The organism is Candidatus Krumholzibacteriia bacterium, from assembly GCA_029865265.1.
GTDB lineage: Bacteria > Krumholzibacteriota > Krumholzibacteriia > WVZY01 > JAKEHA01 > JAKEHA01.
On the sequence record JAOUHG010000048.1, the window covers coordinates 1 to 16,653 of the forward strand.

Here is a 16,653-nt window from a genome sequence, read left to right on the forward strand (position 1 = left end):
TTTTGCCTTCCTTCGCCATCATGTTGGCCTTGAGGCGCAGGTTGAGCCAGGTCTCCTTGATGGAGATCGACTTGTCGACCCACTGCCGGGCTTCATCGGCAGCAACGTTGTTGTCGAAGGCGAAGCTCGCGCAACGGTATGCCGTCTGATGATCGTCCGCGGCCAGCGAAGCCATGGCGGCGCGGGCGCTCGCGAGCGCGTGCTCGACCGTCTCCACCTGAATCTCGAACGCGACACGCAGCTTCTCCCAGTCGAGCGCCACCGTGGCCTTGTCCACGGCGATGTCCGGGAAGCTGAATTCCATCCACTCGTTGAACGCGTGGGGCTGGGCCTTGACCTGGATCCGGAGCGCGTCCTCCTTCTCGTCGTAGGAGTAGCTCCCCCACTGGTCGGCCTGCTTGTTGAAGATCACGGTCCAGTCGCCCTGGGTGGGGATCGTGTGGAGGCTGTAGGTCCCGGCCGGGAGCGGCTGACCGTTCACCTTCACGTCGGTGGAGAAGGTGATGTCCGTCGCCTCGTTCGCGCCCGTCCGCCACACCTTGTCGTAGGGGACGAGCCCGCCCCAGATCACCCGTCCCTTCACCCCGGGCCGGCTGTACGTGATCGTGACATCGGTGAGCCCCACGGTCTGCATGACCTGGGCCTTCTGGCTCGGGCGCGGCAGCTGGAGTTCGGCGGCGGAGGAAGCGTTGGCAATCAGGGCCGCAGCCACAAGGGCTGCCATTAGCGATAGACGCAGAGATCTCATGGCGTGGAGGTCCTTTCTATTACGGGTCTATTACGGGAAATGAGCGAAAAATCTGGGGGCGGAGCCCGTCGGGCTCCGTTCAGCCTCCGGGGCTTCGATCCTTGTCGGATCTCCGCCCAAGCGGGTGTGATGATAGCCTACGTGGCGCCCCCTGTCAGCAGGAGAACACCCCCGCAAGAATGCCTGCTGAAGCGACGCGCGGCGCCTGTACGCACTGCTCGAGGACGCCAGCAGGTTACGGACCCGCAGGGTGATCCAAGCAAGGGCAACCGCGACGATCAGCGCCTCGGCTGCCAGAATCCATGTGAGAGCCGCCCCTTCCTACTTCGTCTTGTTGAACATATAACGAGCGATCTTCCATGCACCATCGATTTTCTCAAAGACGAACAGCTCTCGATTCTCTTCTGGCACGGTCTGACCATTCTCGCGAATCAGGGTCGTGCCTTTGGAACTCGTCGTAGCAAAGGCGACGTTTCTGTCGACGACAATCTCATCGATGTAGAATTCGATATTCAACTGGATCTGCGAAAAGATGAACTCGTAGGACTTTAGAATTTCTTCGGAGCCGATCGCCGAAGGGGCCCCCGTCGGCATGAAAACCCCGTCCCTTGCGTACAGGCTCTGAGCCAGGGCCGCGTTCGAAGTATTGAGCGACGTCTTGTATTCGGCCAGGAGTTGCTCGATCGCCTGCTTGTGTTGCTTTTCCATAGTTCCCATCTCCTTTGTCAGATCGGTTATTGCCCGCATCCACTCGCGGTACTCGACTGCCATCTGGATCTAATCTTCACTACACGCTTCCTCGCCCGAATCAGTCCTCCCAGCGGACGTAGAGCAGGGCTGTGCGGACGTGATCCTCAGTGAACACGTCGACTCCGGCGAGGCGATCCATCCAGCGCTGCTCGATCTCCTCCGTCGCTTTGGCCGTCACCTCGTCAAGGAATGTCTTAAAGAGGAGGAATTTGTTGTCGAAGCCGCCAATCTCCTGGCCCGCTGCAGTGAAGACGGCCATGAGGTTCGTGTCCGCGTGAACGCGTTTGACCGTTTCATAAACGTCTCTCGTGAACTCGCGGGTCGTCTCCACGTCGGCTCTGTTCCCGATGTGAGTCAAGTGACCGCCGACGAAAACGTCGAAGTCGTAGTCAAGCAGAACGTCGAAGATTTGGAGATACTCGTGGAAGTTGGACGTGATGTCGAAGCCCATGAAGGGGCAGTATCCCGGTGCCAACGTGTCGATCGCCATGAGGAAGCGCGCGCGTGGTATGTAGACGATGACGTCTCCCTCGTCCGAATGGTAGTTCGCCTCCCGGAGCTCGATGCGCGTTCCCCCTTGATCGAGCACCAACTGATCATCGAATGTCCTAGTTGGTACTAAGCGGTCTGGATCGTTCTTCTCGACGAGAAAGTCGGCAACGCCCTTCAACGCGACGATCTCGAGTCCTTGCACGTTGGCGAAAGCCGCGGAACCGCCGATGTGATCGTTGTGGGCGTGGGAATACACCAGCGTCGTGATGGGCTGGCTGGTCACCGCCGCTATCTCCGTTGGAATCTTGGTGGCGTATGACTCGGGCGCATCGAAAACGATTACTCCCCCGTCGGTAACCACGAAAGCCGATTGCCAGACTCCGTCGGTAACCACGAATACGCCGTCCGCAACCTGTCTAGTCGTGACCCCCTTGCTGGGATCGATGCCCCAGGCCCGTTCCAGCATTGACCGCAGCACGGGTGCGTAATCCGTCAAAGCACGCCCGGCGGTACGAGCTGTCGATTGCGCCCGGCTTTGCGCCACACTCAACGTGGCACCCAGGAACAGCGCGGCCGTAACGATCATCACTTGTGCAATTTGGAACGTCCTCATGTCTCTTGTCCTTTCTGAGGTGTGGCTTTGTTGTTAGACCAACGACGAAAGGATAGTCCGACGGCAGGAACGCGGCCCATAAGGCAGCACAAGAAAATGCCTTAATCTATCTTAAGACTTCAACAATCTCTTGCGAATGGTGCTGAGGAATTCGGGGGTCATGCCAAGGAACGACGCTATTTGTACGTTTGATATCCGATTGAGAAGATCTGGATAACGCTCTACGAAGTCGAGATACCTTTCTTCCGCAGTTGAACCGATGTTCTGCAGTACGCGCCTTTGACAGCTGACCAGCGCATTCTCTGTGAAAACACGAAAGATCCGGTTGAACTTCGGAAAGTCGACAAACAAACGCAACTGGTCTTCTTTTCTTATCTGAAGTATCACGGAGTCTTCGATCGCCTCGATATTAAGCCTGCTGGGTTCTTCGCTGTGAAAACTGGCGATGTCGCCAATCCACCAGTCCTCGATCGCAAACTGAAGATTGTGTTCTTTGCCGCGATCATCCACCAGGTACATCCGCAAGCATCCCTCAGCCACAAAGCTGTTCAGCTTGCAGACATCTCCCTGTTGCAAGACAAACTGCCGACGTTTTACTCGTTTTTCGGAGAAGCTATCTCGGACTGCCTGCTTTTCTTCCGCATTCAAAGCAAGGTGCTTTTCAAAGTAGGATATGAGCGACTCTATGTGCATTTGCGGAAAACTCTCCGTTTGTTGGACGCGGTACGTCTCACAATACCCGTGAACTCCACAGTCCGGGGCGCGTCTACGGCGTCCGCCGCCTTGCGACGGCGGACGCCAGCAGGCTTATTACTTCACCAACTCGATCTCGCCCGGTCGCCAGGTCTTGTCGAACCATGCCTCGGTGGGGCTGTAGAGACGCAGGAGGCAGAACCAACCCTTGCCGGGAACGGTCTGGGTCCAGTTCGCTTCCTTGCCGGCCGGAGCCCTGGGGCCGAAGTAAAGATCGATCGACCCGTCGTCGTTGGTGATCAACTTGTCGCGCTGGCTTTGCTTGCTCGGGAAAGTCTGGTCCGTCTGGAGCATGGATCGGGTCTGGGGATCATAGACGCACACCGACCAGAATTTCAGGGCAGGAGCATCTTTGGGGATGTTGAGTTTGTAGGTCTTGCTGCCGTCGAGGGGGTTGCCATCGGCGTCCAGGTAGCCCCAGGCGTACTGGGAGCCCGCGCCGACCAACTTCATCGCCATCGCCGGCGTGTTAACCGTCGCGAAGTAGTAGAAGTGGGTCCGCGCATCCAGGTTGCGCCCGCCCATGCCCTCATCCTTGAGGAATTGATAGGAGTCACCGACATAGCCCCTTTTCCAGTGGCTGCCTTCGTAGAGGAATTCGTCCTTGTTGCGCTCATCCCAGAGGATGGCCCGCGCTGTCGCATTGGCCACTGCCACCGCTTCGGTCATGATCTTCTTCATCCGCGCGTCCGGGGAAAAAGGTTTGCCCTTCTCGATCCCGATGGAGGCGAAAAGTCCGCGCAACTCCGGGTCAAGCATCTCGACGGGTTCACGTTCGATGACGCTGTGGAGTTCCTCGTAGAACTCGAAATTGTTGGCATGAACCGTATTGAACGATTTGCCGGAGCCACTGATGAACTCCATCTTCGGTGGATTGTTCTTCATGGCGAGGGGATAGATCTTCAGGCCGTCCCTCCACATCTTGGCGGCGGCATCCGGCTTGCCGTCGACGAGGAATCCACGCAATCCGATCCAGTTCACATAGCTGGTGGACTTGGCGACGAAGTAGGTCTCACCGTCGATGACCTGTGCCTTGCCGCCGATGGGACCTTCAAGCTCGCCCTCATAGTCGGGGGGCAGGATCAGATACTTGCCACCCTTGCCCCTGTCCGGGCCGGGGGCCCCCATGTCCACCACAAAGCGGAAGAAGGCGTCGTTCACCGTTCCCGGGCCGGCCCCGGCCGGGATCTCGACCACCGTCGGGCCATCCTTCTTGAGATCAAGAATGGGGATGGCGTAGACGGTGCTGGTGTTGCCGGTGAGAAACAGCGCCTTGCTGTCCATCAACTCGTCAAAGTAGAGGACCTGGTTCGAGTTCTTCTGCCCGAGCGACGCCGCTCCAAGCCGGAGTGCTTCAATCGAGGCGGCGGGGATCCCATTCAGGAATGTTTCCATCGCCCGTGAGAAGTCGAGGTAGTCATAGACCAGGTTGGACGTCTCTTTGGTGGGGATCCCATCGAAGAACTCGAGGGTTCCGATGCGCGTCTCGACGCGGTCCGGCGTGGTGATGGACTCTGGAATGTCCGTCGTCATCTTCATCTTCGTCGGCGGCTGTGCCACGGCGTTCGCGGACGACACCAGCATGGCTACCAGCGTCAGCATTCCCCACCGTGCACCGCTCCGGATCGTACCTGTACTCATCAATCGTTCTCCTCTTCGTTCATCGCCCGCAGCGCGGAGCGATCCCCCGGAAGTGCCCACATGCGGAAAAAACGGGCTCCCACGAAGACCATGTGGTCATGGTCCTGCAGACCGCTCCAACAGGTCGCGGTTCTGATCTGATTGATATTGGGGAACAATATAGGCATTTCCGCAGGGCGCCTGCTTGACATTTCGGCTCAATGGCTTGACACTTCGGACCACCATGGAGAAACAGGAACTGCCCGGAATCTGGTTGCTGGAGGCGTTTCGGCGGGGAGGTGTCGACACGGACCGGCTCACCCGCGAGAACCCGGTCGAGATTCGCCACATGCTCCAAGCCCCGGGCGAACTCCTGCCCCGAGATGTGAACACCATCCTCGACGCCTGTGCCCGGTTGAGTGGAGACGGAGATTTCGGGCTCCACATGGTGGACTTCGTCGACCCGGCCATGCTGGGAACCTACGGCTACCTCCTGACCAACGCACCGACCATCGGCCGGTTTCTCCAGATCGCCGAACAGTTCTACCCGACCTTCTACCGCGGCTCCGTCCTCCGTCTGCGGAGCGATGGCGTCATCGGCTCCCTCGAATATCGGGTCCACGGCGGCGCGGCTGCGTCCGGACGCCACGACAACGAGTGGTCCCTCGGATTCTTCGCGGATTTCATCGGCAAGAAACTGGAGAACGGCTGGCATCCCCTGCGGACGCAGTTCACCCACGGGGAGCCGGTCGACACAACCGAGCTTCGTCGGATCTTCGGCGACGACGTCCGCTTCGACGCGTCGCGCACGGCCTTCGAGTTCGAGACCACCATCCTCGACCGCCGTATCAGCTTCACCGATGAGGGACTGCTCCGTATCCTCACCGACCATGCCGAGACCCTGTTGCGAAACGTCGCGCAGCCAAGATCCCTCGAGTCGGCCGTACGGCTCCAGATCCTGGAGGACCTGGAGAAAGGCAACGCCAGCCTCGAGAGTGTCGCCCGCCAGCTGGCCTTGTCACGCAGCACCCTCAAGAGACGTCTGGCGGCTTGCGGGCGGACTTTTCGCGAGTTGAAGGAGAGTGTCGTCGTGGAGATCTCGACCCGGGCGCTCGCGGAGACCGATACCGAGATTGGCGCCGTCGCCCTGAAGCTCGGCTACTCCGAACTCAGCTCCTTCGACCGCGCGTTCAAGCGCCTCACAGGCATGAGCCCCACCGCGTACCGGCAACGTCGGACGGGGGACTGATCCGCCTTCCCGCGCTCCGGTATCCGTGTTGGAAGGTTACCGTCCGCCTCACATTTCCTGGGTCAGCAGGATGTTCATTTCCGCAAAGCCCCGGTCGCGCACCGGGACAAGCGCGGCTTCCGTGCTCGGCATGTTCGTCATGCTGAGAGCAAAGGCGCCCCCCGCTTTAATCAAGAGGGCCGCGCGAGTAGCGATCGAGCACCTTGAAGCGCTCCGCGCGAAGCGTGAAATGAATGCCCCGCAATCGAACCGATTGCGAGGCGTCGCTCGTGAAGTAAGACGCGCGCATTGCAGGGCGACGGGCTAAGGAAAGCAGGCTTGGAATTGCCCTGACGGACAGGATCTCTGGATGTTCCGCGTCACGATCGGTGTCCCATCGATACCATGTGAACATGGCTTGACGATACCGGTGAATGCGACGGCCGCTCAGGCCGCTTTGGCGATCGAACGGATGGCAGACCCCCCCGTGACCATCAGGATACCGACAAAGAAGAGCTTGATGCCGAGCAGCACGCCGATGGCCCACGTCCCCGAGAGCGGAAACTGGCGCCACATCATGATGCCGAGCAGGATCGACACGACCCCGCCAAAGATCAGCCATCCCGCACCCGGCAGGGAGCGCCGCTGCATTCCCATGCTGATCTCTGCGATGCCATCGACGATGAAGTAGGCCGCGAGCAGTACCGTCAGGACCCCTGCCGCTACCAACGGGTTGGCGAGCAGAACGATACCGCAGAGCAGCGTGAGGGCGCCGATCGCAAACACCAGCATTCCCCTTCCAAAGGTGCCGGCCTTGAACGCCCATATCATCCGAGCGATCCCGCCCACCAGAACGAGCACACCGACGAAGGTGATCACGGAAAGGCCGGTGAGTCCCGGCATCAACATACAGAGCATGCCGGCAATAATGCTGATCACACCAAAAACCGTGGCACTGGTTCCGGCGGACTTTGCCGCATTCGCGATTTCGTTCATTGCGATTCCTCCTGTTACGTTTCCTTGTGTTCCGACCATTCAGAAGCCGAAATCCGCACCGGTCTCATCAGAAGATGAACTTGACCATGGCTTGCACCCGGTTGGCGGTCCCATCCGATCCATCGTAGTTGCGCCGCAGGGCGTGCATGTACTCCACGCCGGTGTTCACCGACTTGAAGGGCGACCAGATGACGTTGACGTGGGCCGTGCCGCCCTCCTGAAGGCTCTCGCCGGACTTGAACGACGAATCTTCGGCCGAAGCCCAGGCGACCGACGCGTTGAGTGCCACGACCTCGGACAGATAGTGAGCACCCCCGAACTGAACGTTCCACGAGAACATCGGATCCAGCGTCCCGGCGGGTGTGAGCACTGCCGCGGTACCTGCGCCGATTTCGGTGACGATGTTGCTGCCCCAACCGTTGCCCGCCGACGTGTTCCAAAGGATGAAATCCCTTGGACCGATGCCCACACGGCCGCTGAAGAGAACACCCCAGGCAACCGCGGTGGCATCGGGCCCGGTTTCCAACCCGTCCCAGCGGAGCTGCGACACCGATCCGCCCAACATCATTCGCCCCTTGTGCACGTCACGAGTAACCCGGGCAGCCAAAACCGGAAGGAGCATGCTTGGCTGACCGGACAAGTCATTGACGTTGTCGATTTCCTGAAACTCGAGCATCTCCAGGGCAACGGCGGTCTTGTACTCGCCGCCGAGCGGCTGCTCAAAACGAACCTGGGGTCGCCGCGATCCCGCGATGGCATCGCCAGCCGCGAAGTCGATGGTGGTGGCCAGCGAATAGACGTCCGTCAGCGTGCCCCACGTTCGCCCCGCGAGCAAGCGGCCGAAAACGCCGTAGACGTGCCGAAGACGTGGTGTGGCAAAGAACGGTGTGTCGGCCAGGTTCCAGAAGTCGACCTCCATGAAGATCTGCAGAGGGGTTCCGTTCTCCGTGAAGGACCGGACATCGAAACTGATCCGGCTCTCGCGGGCGAACATGTTCATGTAGCCGGCCTGATCCACCCGGCCGTCGTCCGCAACTCGGACCCCCGCTACCGGAAACTGGAAGCGATCGTAGGCCCCGTCGAAGTCCTGGACGTAGTCGAGCTTCACGTATCCCCGGATCGCCATGCGGGCACGACCCCCATGCAGTGGCCAGGAACGCTCGAACGCATGTGCGGCCAGGTCGTCCCCGGTCCGATCCACCGCCTGGTTTCGCAGCGGATCGATTCGCGCCGTGTCAGCGACCGTCGTCCCCTCTGGCGGCTGCTGGGCGTATGCCATGGGCGTCATGGCTTCCACGCTCAAGAGTACAAACGCAAACAATAGGAACCGGCTGTTTGCTTTCATGGTGTTTACCGGACTCTTCGTCCTACTTGGCCCGCGCATCTCGACGAATCGGGCGACCCGGTCCTGCGTCCGTAATCAATGCACCGTCTGCGACGACGAGTTGTCCGTTGACGAGCAGCGACTGCACGCCGACTGCAGGCTGGTTGGGCTTGTCGTAGGTCCCGACGTCGCTGATGGTCTTGGGGTCGAAGACGACGATGTCGGCGTCCATCCCTTCCTGCAGACGGCCCTTCTTCTTCATCTGTGGCACGAAGCCTTCCAGCGTCTGGGCCGGCATGAGGCTCATCTTGCGCAGGGCCTCCTGCATGGTCATCAGCTTGCGCTCCCGGACGTACGATCGCAGGATCTTGGCGAAGGTGCCGTTCGACCTCGGGTGCGAAAAGGCTCCTTCCGGCAGGGGCCACGCGTCGCCTTCGTAGTTTTCGACCTCATCGTGCTTGTCCATGAACATCCAGAACATCTCGTCGGACTCGATGAGAATCCTGGGATGAAGGATGGACTTGTCCAGGATGGCGAGGTCTGCGGGGTTCTTCTCGTCGAGGAAATGCCAGACGATGAAGGTGCCGGGCTTGTTCTTCTGGTAGTCGGCAACCTGCGCCTCGGTCATGCGTTCCGTGCCCAGCTGGAAGCTGCTGGCGGTCGAGCCCATGCGCTGCTGCCACCCCTCACCGGAGAACATGGCGGCACCGATCACCGTGCTGGCGGCGCCCCAGGGGTACGCGCCTACGGTGATGTTGATATCTCTTGCAAAGGCGTCGTCTACCATTTCCAGCACCGCGTCGATGTCCTTCAGCGACGTGCTGTTGATGTGGCAGATATGCATGTGCGCCCCGGTGACCGCCGCATTGGCGATCAGCTCCTGGGTAGCCTCGAACGAGCTCTGCGGCTCCACGTTGCTCGCGTAGCGGAAGTGGGTGAACGTCGCCACGTCGCGCTTGGCGGCCAGCTTGGCCAGCGCGAAGTACTCCTTGCGGCCGTAGCCCGGCGCATAGCCGGCATTGATACCGATCCCGATCGCGCCCTCGTCCAGGCCCTGCTCGACGTACTTCAGGATCTGGGCCTGCTGCTCCGGTGTGGCGATGTCCATCTTCCAGTCCGACCGGCCCTGAACGTCCTGGAAGTACTTGGCGGTGGCCTTGGGCGGCGTGCCGGTGAACGTCGCGATGCGGCCGTAGGTCCAGGCGGCCGATGCACCGTAGTTGATCGGCAGGTTCTTCTTGGCCTGCGCGTCGTACCACTCGCCGATCGGCAGGACCCCGGACTCCAGCTCCAGCATCGTCGTCACGCCCTGCATGGCCTGCATGCGGTAATCGCCGATGTTCTGGCCGTGGGCGTGGAGGTCGATGAAACCGGGCGCAACCACATGGCCCTTGGCATCAATGACTTTCTTGCCGTCAATCTTGTCTTTGGTGACCGTAGCGATCCGGCCGTCCTTGATGCCGACATTGCGCACGGCATCGAAGTTCGTCTCAGGGTCCATGACGCGCCCGTTGAGGATCACCACGTCGTAGGTCTGCGCCATGGCCGGGATAGCGGCAGTGAGGAGCCCGCAGGCCAATGTTGCTGCAGTGATGATTCTCGCCAGGTTCTTTGAGGATTTCATAGGTCACTCCTTCCTTCGGTCTGTCTTCTTTCAAATTCGCTCGTCACCGATGCTTGCCGGAGAGACGTCGATTCGCCTTGGATCCTAGTCGCCACTGGGCGACTCGAACTCGCCCGCTTCCAGGTGTGGCGTGCCCGTCATGTACGTTCCCTTCCAGGTGTCCACGGAAACCGGCTCGAATCGCGGCTTCGCTTCCGGTTCGAAACGGATCGGCTGCCCCGGAAAAACGCCGGCTTTGATCTTGTCATCCTCGAGGACGATCTTGCCGTTGACGAGCACCGCCTTCATTCCCGTCGAGGGCAGTGACCCGTTCTGGTAGGTCGCGTTGTCGGTGAACTTCTCCGGATGGAAGACGACGATGTCCGCGATCATGCCCTTCTGCAGCCTGCCCCGCTCCTGCATGGCCTTGAGGCCGGTATCACCGAGGTGCTTGGCCGCGTTGTAGCTGAGCATCGCCATGATCTGCATCAGCGGGATATCGTTTTCGCGCGCGAGTCGCACGCTGATGGCGCGCGCTCCGGCACCGCGCGGATGCATGTTGCCCAGCTTCTCGAGGGGCGTCTCCCAGGGTCCGAAGACCGGCTCGGCCGCCATGGCGTCGCTGGCCATCGTCGTGCCCTTGAGCTGCAGCCAACTTACCGCGTCCTCGGGCGGCATCTTGTACAGGATGATTTCCTTGGTCGGGTTATCCTTCAGACCCGCTTCGTAGGTTTCCCGGGTGTAGAACTTGCCCGTCTCCGCATCGGCCATGGTGTCCTCGTAGCGGTGCCCCAGTTTCTCTACCCAGTTTTCGGGCTTCAGAAAGACCGCGTTGAGCGTTGTAGACCCGGCAGCGTAAGGATAGATCTCTCCCCAGACGTTGAAGCCTTGTTCCTGCAGCTTGGAAAGCATTTCGTGCGCGAGCGCCCAACCGGGATTGTTGTAGTGGTTGACTGTGGCCGGCGCGCCGAGGGCGAGCGCGTTGGCAAGGATCTCCTGGGCGCCCAGGTTTTCGAATGTGGCGTTGTCGGGCGTGAAGCGGGTGTGCACGGCCGTGTGGCGGCCGTAACGGGCGGCGACCTTCTGCACCTCGTACATCTCGCGCGTGCTCACGGCATCGCGCATGTACCCCAGGGTGCTGCCGATGCCGATTCCGCCGTCCTGCAATCCCTTATCGATAATCCGCAGGATCTCGTTGCCCTGTTCCAGCGTCGGCTGCGCTGAACTCCAGCCCGTCGCCTGGCGGGTTTTCAACGCACTCAATGGCCCCTGGCTCACATCGTCTTTCGTGGCGCCGTCCAGAACGATGGCGCGCGCAAGCTCGTGGCTGGAGGCACATCCGAAATTGACGGCGGTCTTGCCGATCCGTTCCTCGTACCAGGCGCCGAGCGTCGTCCCGGCACACCCTTCCTCGATGTCCATGCTGCTGGTCAGGCCGTCCCGCAAGCCGATCTTGTATCCCAGCGGCGCCTGCCAGTGGAAGTGGGTATCAATGAATCCGGGCGCGACCACATGGCCCTTTGCCTCGATGGTCTCCCTACCCGAAATTCTGTCGTTCGTGATAATGGCAATTCTGCCATCCTTGATGCCCACGTTGGCGATTCCGTCATACTGGGTTTCGGGGTCCATGACCCGGCCGTTGTTGATCACGACATCGTACGTCTCAGCCGCGACCTGTGAGGACATTGCGACTGCCGTTACCACAACAAGCATTAGAGCCGCAAGTTGCGTGCGAGCCGAGCCCTGTTCACCGCTTTTCCTTTTCACTAGAGTTGCCTCCGTGGATAGTTGAGTGTGTTTTTCAGATCGAATCATTTCGCCGCCAAAAACTTGGCCGCTCTTCTCAGGTAGCCCGGCATCCGGTCCTGCCCATAAGGCGGGATATAGCCGTTGGTGGAGAAGTAGACGCCGACGAAATCGCGGGCCGGATCGATGTAGATTCCCTGACCGAGATTGCCGTGTTTCCACAGCGCGCCATCCTCGAACACGGCGTCGAACTGGTAGGAATTCATGAGTGGCGCCTCGCCGAAATCTTCGACCAGACCCTTGTATTTCGCGCCGCGCTGAAACGCCTCCGGGCTCCCGGCGGTCTGCAGTCGCTTCAGTACCTTCGCCGAGACCACTGGCTTCACCGACGCCTTGTTCCAGCTTGGCGTAAACAACATGCCGAAGCGGGCGAAATCTTCCGCCGTCGTCGAGAGCAGCCCATGCGCCACGGAAGTTCCGTCAGGGGTCAGATGATGCTGCATAGACATGCGTGCGGTCATGTTGCCCCAGACCCGCTCCTCGAAGATGGTCGCCCAGGGTTTGTTTTCGATTCGCTCAGCGATCACCACGAAAATCTGGGTCACCGCCGAGGAGTACCGGAATCTGTATCCCGGCTTCTCACCCTCGATCTTGTCCGCGTTCTTCAGGATTTCCAGCCAGTCATCGACCTTTCCCGTATCGGGGTTGGGCGAACCGAACTCCGCACTGAAGAAGCGTACGATGACCGACTTGGGATCAACGATGGCCTCCATCGTTTCTTCCAGTTGGAGGGCGGTAGCCATGTTGGCGGCGTCAATCATCTTGATGCCGTCCCAGTTGGTGCCTTTGAACTCGGGCATGTACTCCACGACCTCCTTGGTCATGTCGATCTTGCCCTCCGCCTCCAGCTGGGCGATCACCAGCCCGACCGTGGACTTGCCCGGCGACATCCAGACGTGCTGGTCCATCGGGTTCATCCCGGGGTAGGTCTCGTAGACGATCTTCCCCTTGTGAACCATGACCACGGCCTGCACCCTGTGATTCGGATGGACGACGTACTGGTTCAGGGTCAGGTCACCTTCGTTGACGGTGAAAGACACCTTGTCACCCAGTTCGGGGTCGAGCGCCTTTTCGAGCGGCTTGTACAACGCGTTCGGCTTCGACGTGGCCGTGTGCAGGAGCTCGCTCAGGTGCAGGTTGTAGTACAGCGCATGATCTCCGCCCAACTGATAGTGGAAGTTTTCGAACCTCTTCTGCGCATCCTGCGCGAACTCCAGTGAGAAAGGCGATTTGGCGCTGGAAACCGGCAAGGTCGTCTTTGCGCCGGGGACTTCCAGGTATTTGGCCAGCGGATTGTCCTCGGCATGGGTGACCAGAGGACTTGTCAGGCAGATGGCAGCCAGAGCGATGTTGAGGACTCTGCTTTTCACGATTGGTATCCTCCTCTTAACTGGCTACTTGAAGTAGCCCGGGTGAGTGTGCGGGTGCGGCATGCATCCATCGCCCGGGACGGCGACGCCGACCAGAAATCGTCGTCCCACTGTTCACGGCTCCTGGGCGACGGGCCCGCAGGCCCCGGTGGCGAGGAGCCCGAAAATCAATGCCGCGGCACCGGCGAGCCGCGAGCGTCTGGTAATCGACTTCATTTCTGTCTCCGGTGGATTCTGCAGAAGTTCTTGCAGAGCGTTCTCGAGGATGATTTGGCAGGATGATTTGATCTTAGACTTAGCACTGACGGGAAGGGGTGACCACGTCCCTTTCGGGACGGTTCGGAGCAACCGGACCTGTACCAGCCGGGAACTCAGCTGCTCCCGGCCGGATGGTCGCCCGTGTCGATTCCTGCCTCGACGGCAAGTCGCGTGAGCTCGGCTACCGACTCGACGCGGAGTTTCGCCATCAGGCTCGTCCGGTGGCGCTTGACGGAGCGCTCGCTGATGCCGAGGTCGGCGGCGATTTGCTTGTTCAATCGACCACGTAGCACGTGAGCCAGCACCTCGCGGTCGCGCGGGGTCAGGCCGGAGAAGCGCGCCTGCAGCCCGCGCCGGTGCGCCCGCGCGCGCCGCTCGTGCGCGTCCCGCGCCAGCGCACGCTCGATGGCGCCGAGCAGCTGGTCGCGCGGTGCGGTCTTCGTCAGGAAGTCCTCGGCGCCGCGGCGTATCGCGGTGACGCTGGTAGGGATGTCGCCGTGGCCGGTCAGAAAGACAACGGGCAGGGGATCGCCCGACTGCGCCAGCGCCTGCTGCAGCGCCATGCCGTCCATGCCAGGCATCTGCAGGTCCATGACGACGCAGCCCGCGGCCCCGGCCGGACGACGCGCCAGGAAGTCCGCCGCCGAGGTAAAGCACTTCACCTCGTAGCCCGAGGCGCACAACATGCCCTCGAGGCTCCTGGCATACGACGCGTCGTCGTCGACCACGAATACGGTGGCTTGGGAGCGGGGCGCCGGGCTCATGCCGTGCCTCTGTCGTGCGCCGCTTCCAGGGTGAAGCGGACCGTCGCGCCGCCATGCGGATCGTTCTCCGCCCAGATGTGGCCACCGTGAGCTTCGACGATGGTCTTCGAAATCGCAAGGCCCAGGCCTGTGCCATCGACCTTCGTCGTTACGAAGGGATCGAAGAAGCTGGAGATCTGCCCGGCCGGGAACCCCGGGCCGCGGTCGTGGACGGCCACTTCGATCTTCCCGTCGCCTCGCTGCCACGCTTCGACGGTCAGTCCTCGCCGTTCCTCGGAAAGACCCTGCACTGCCTCGAGACTATTGAGCAGCAGGTTCAGCAGCACCTGCTGCAGGTGGACGCGGTCGCCATGGATTTCGGGGAGTTCGCCCGGTACACTGACATCCAGTGTCGCCTCGCGTGCCTGGACTTCTGCCTGCACCAGCCCGGCCACCTGAGCGATGAGGCCCCGCAGGTCGATCGTCTCGAACTGCAGGCTGCGGCGTTGCAGCAGCGCCCGCACCCGGTCGATCACCTCGGCGGCGCGCTGATCGTCACTGCGGATGTAGGCAACGATAGCGCGGAGCTTCTCGAGATCCGGCGCCTCCTTCTGCAGCAACAGCTCCGCGGTCTCGGCGTAACGCAGGATCGCCCCGAGCGGCTGGTTGAGCTCGTGCGCCAGCACGACGGAAAGCTGCCCAACCGCGGAGGCGCGCTGAAGTTGCGCCAGGCCCGCACGTTGCCGCTGCAGCTCCGCTTCGTCGCGCTTGCGGGCGGTGACGTCCATGGCTACACCGCGCAGGCGGACCGCCTTGCCACCGGCGTCGCGCAGCACCATACCCTGGGCGGCGACCCACCGCGTCCCGCCGTCCGGCCCGGAGATCCGGTATTCCGCCTTGAAGTCGGCGCCTTCCCGGAGCGCACACAACACCGCCTCACGCGTGGCTTCCCGGTCATCGTGATGAACCCGTTGAAGGTAGCGGTCGAAGGTCACTCTCTCTGACAAGCCGAAGCCAACCCGCGCTCTCGCGCCTTCGTTCGCCCACACCTCGTCGCGTTCGATGTCCCACTCCCACAGGCCAAGATCAGCCGCACGGGTGGCCAGCTCCACGCGCTGCTGGCTTTCTCTGAGGCTGCGCGCGAGTTCACGCGCATGGATCAGGTCCAGGCTCAACTCCGATCCCATCGCGATCACGATCAACAGGAAGGCGAGGCCCGTGAGCGGCCCCGGGAGCAGGCCGCGCACCATCAACTGGGAATTCACTGCGCTCATGATTGCCGCAGCAACGATCGCTCCGCCAATGGCCAGCCCCCGGCGCCGATCGCCCTGCCGCCAGGCCCGGACGGCTGCGTCCACCACGTAGATCAACAGCAGCAGCACGCTGGCGTGAATGAGGACCCGCCATGGATTCGGCTCCCCCACGGGAACCGAGACAGTTTCGCCGACCAGGCGAAACGATGCGATGGATGTGATCTCGCCGAAGGTCGCGTTGGGGTACGCGATGAAGTTGGGCACCAGCACCAGCGCACGCAGCCCGGTGATGGTCCACGCAAGCCAGATGCGGCCTTCCCGGAGATACGAGCGCACGAACCAGACGAGCGCAATGACGACGATCGCCACCGCGACATGCATCCACCGCAGCGTCTCGCCATACGCCGCGGGGGTCGCCGCGCGGAACGCGACCAGCTCCAGTATGGTCAGCACACCCGCGGCACCGGCACTGATGGCGAAAAGCAGGTTCGTCCGGGCGTCGCGGGAGCGCAGCCAGACCAGCAGGTGCACCGCCGCGAACGAAAGGCACACGGCAGTAATCATCGACCAGACGACGGTGATCCAGCTCATCGGTCCGTTAGGGGATCGTAGGTTCCTTTGCCGGGGCGCGGGCTCCGCGGCCCACCGCGAGTTGCGGAGCGGCCGACGACGTCGCGGCACCGGCGATTCCCTGGGCGATTCGGTTGAAGCTTCGCCAAACTGATCACAACCTCATGCCTGTCAGACTCAGTCCATTGTACCTCAACTTACTCGGATCTCGACAGTTATCTGGTCTGCCCATTGAAACGCCAGTCGGCATCAGGCGACGGAAAACCCGTATTGGACTCGAAAGCCCTTCCGCGACAGCGCGGAAGAATTGACTCCCCGGAGCGGAGAACGTGGGGGTTCAGGCTACAGGCAATTGCCGGTGAACCCGGGGTCCGGCTCGGTGGCGAGAGGAGGAAGTGAGGAAAGTAGTGGCTCCCCAAAGTGGCGGAAGTGGGTCGCGCTGTGTTGTTCACGTCATCGCCTAGCGATAAAGCGCTTTGACCTTGCCCCACGTGGCGGGCTGCGTTGCAACCGGGCAATTGACTCT

The 16,653-nt window shown here is 61.4% G+C and carries 13 protein-coding genes; 1 reads left to right on the top strand and 12 read right to left on the bottom strand.

Annotated features, from left to right (window positions below; genetic code table 11):
• From OEX18_14330 to OEX18_14350, 5 genes are all read right to left on the bottom strand, one after another.
• Positions 1-748: DUF2911 domain-containing protein (locus tag OEX18_14330; protein ID MDH4338447.1), on the bottom strand; the 748-nt coding region annotated here is incomplete at its 3' end.
• Positions 749-1,069: 321 nt separating this feature from the next.
• Positions 1,070-1,519 (bottom strand): nuclear transport factor 2 family protein, encoded by a 450-nt coding sequence (locus OEX18_14335; protein ID MDH4338448.1) that lies wholly within the window; start codon positions 1,517-1,519, stop codon positions 1,070-1,072.
• A gap of 37 nt (positions 1,520-1,556) precedes the next feature.
• Complete coding sequence (locus OEX18_14340; GenBank protein MDH4338449.1) at positions 1,557-2,603, bottom strand: MBL fold metallo-hydrolase; 1,047 nt, start codon at positions 2,601-2,603, stop codon at positions 1,557-1,559.
• Between the two features lie 111 nt (positions 2,604-2,714).
• Positions 2,715-3,296 (bottom strand): Crp/Fnr family transcriptional regulator, encoded by a 582-nt coding sequence (locus OEX18_14345; protein ID MDH4338450.1) that lies wholly within the window; start codon positions 3,294-3,296, stop codon positions 2,715-2,717.
• Positions 3,297-3,413: 117 nt separating this feature from the next.
• Complete coding sequence (locus OEX18_14350) at positions 3,414-4,895, bottom strand: DUF1254 domain-containing protein (GenBank protein MDH4338451.1); 1,482 nt, start codon at positions 4,893-4,895, stop codon at positions 3,414-3,416.
• 307 nt (positions 4,896-5,202) lie between these two features.
• Here OEX18_14350 and OEX18_14355 point away from each other — a divergent pair, with 307 nt between their 5' ends.
• On the top strand, positions 5,203-6,225 hold the full coding sequence (locus OEX18_14355) for an AraC family transcriptional regulator (protein ID MDH4338452.1): 1,023 nt from the start codon (positions 5,203-5,205) through the stop codon (positions 6,223-6,225).
• Positions 6,226-6,651: 426 nt separating this feature from the next.
• Here OEX18_14355 and OEX18_14360 read toward each other — a convergent pair whose 3' ends face one another.
• The 7 genes from OEX18_14360 to OEX18_14390 form a co-directional block, all read right to left on the bottom strand.
• Positions 6,652-7,200, bottom strand: coding sequence for an HdeD family acid-resistance protein (locus OEX18_14360; protein MDH4338453.1), 549 nt, complete (start codon positions 7,198-7,200; stop codon positions 6,652-6,654).
• Positions 7,201-7,267: 67 nt separating this feature from the next.
• Positions 7,268-8,488, bottom strand: coding sequence for a hypothetical protein (locus OEX18_14365; GenBank protein MDH4338454.1), 1,221 nt, complete (start codon positions 8,486-8,488; stop codon positions 7,268-7,270).
• Positions 8,489-8,567: 79 nt separating this feature from the next.
• Positions 8,568-10,148, bottom strand: a complete 1,581-nt coding sequence (locus tag OEX18_14370) for an amidohydrolase family protein (protein ID MDH4338455.1) — start codon at positions 10,146-10,148, stop codon at positions 8,568-8,570.
• 84 nt (positions 10,149-10,232) lie between these two features.
• Complete coding sequence (locus tag OEX18_14375) at positions 10,233-11,894, bottom strand: amidohydrolase family protein (protein ID MDH4338456.1); 1,662 nt, start codon at positions 11,892-11,894, stop codon at positions 10,233-10,235.
• A gap of 44 nt (positions 11,895-11,938) precedes the next feature.
• The gene (locus OEX18_14380; GenBank protein MDH4338457.1) at positions 11,939-13,303 is read right to left on the bottom strand and encodes a beta-lactamase family protein; all 1,365 of its coding nucleotides are present in this window, start codon (positions 13,301-13,303) and stop codon (positions 11,939-11,941) included.
• 371 nt (positions 13,304-13,674) lie between these two features.
• Positions 13,675-14,325, bottom strand: coding sequence for a response regulator (locus OEX18_14385; GenBank protein ID MDH4338458.1), 651 nt, complete (start codon positions 14,323-14,325; stop codon positions 13,675-13,677).
• Entirely contained in the window at positions 14,322-16,148 is a 1,827-nt protein-coding gene (locus OEX18_14390; protein ID MDH4338459.1) for an ATP-binding protein, read from the bottom strand. The genes OEX18_14385 and OEX18_14390 overlap by 4 nt, the downstream gene beginning before the upstream one ends.
• Positions 16,149-16,653: the final 505 nt, after the last annotated feature.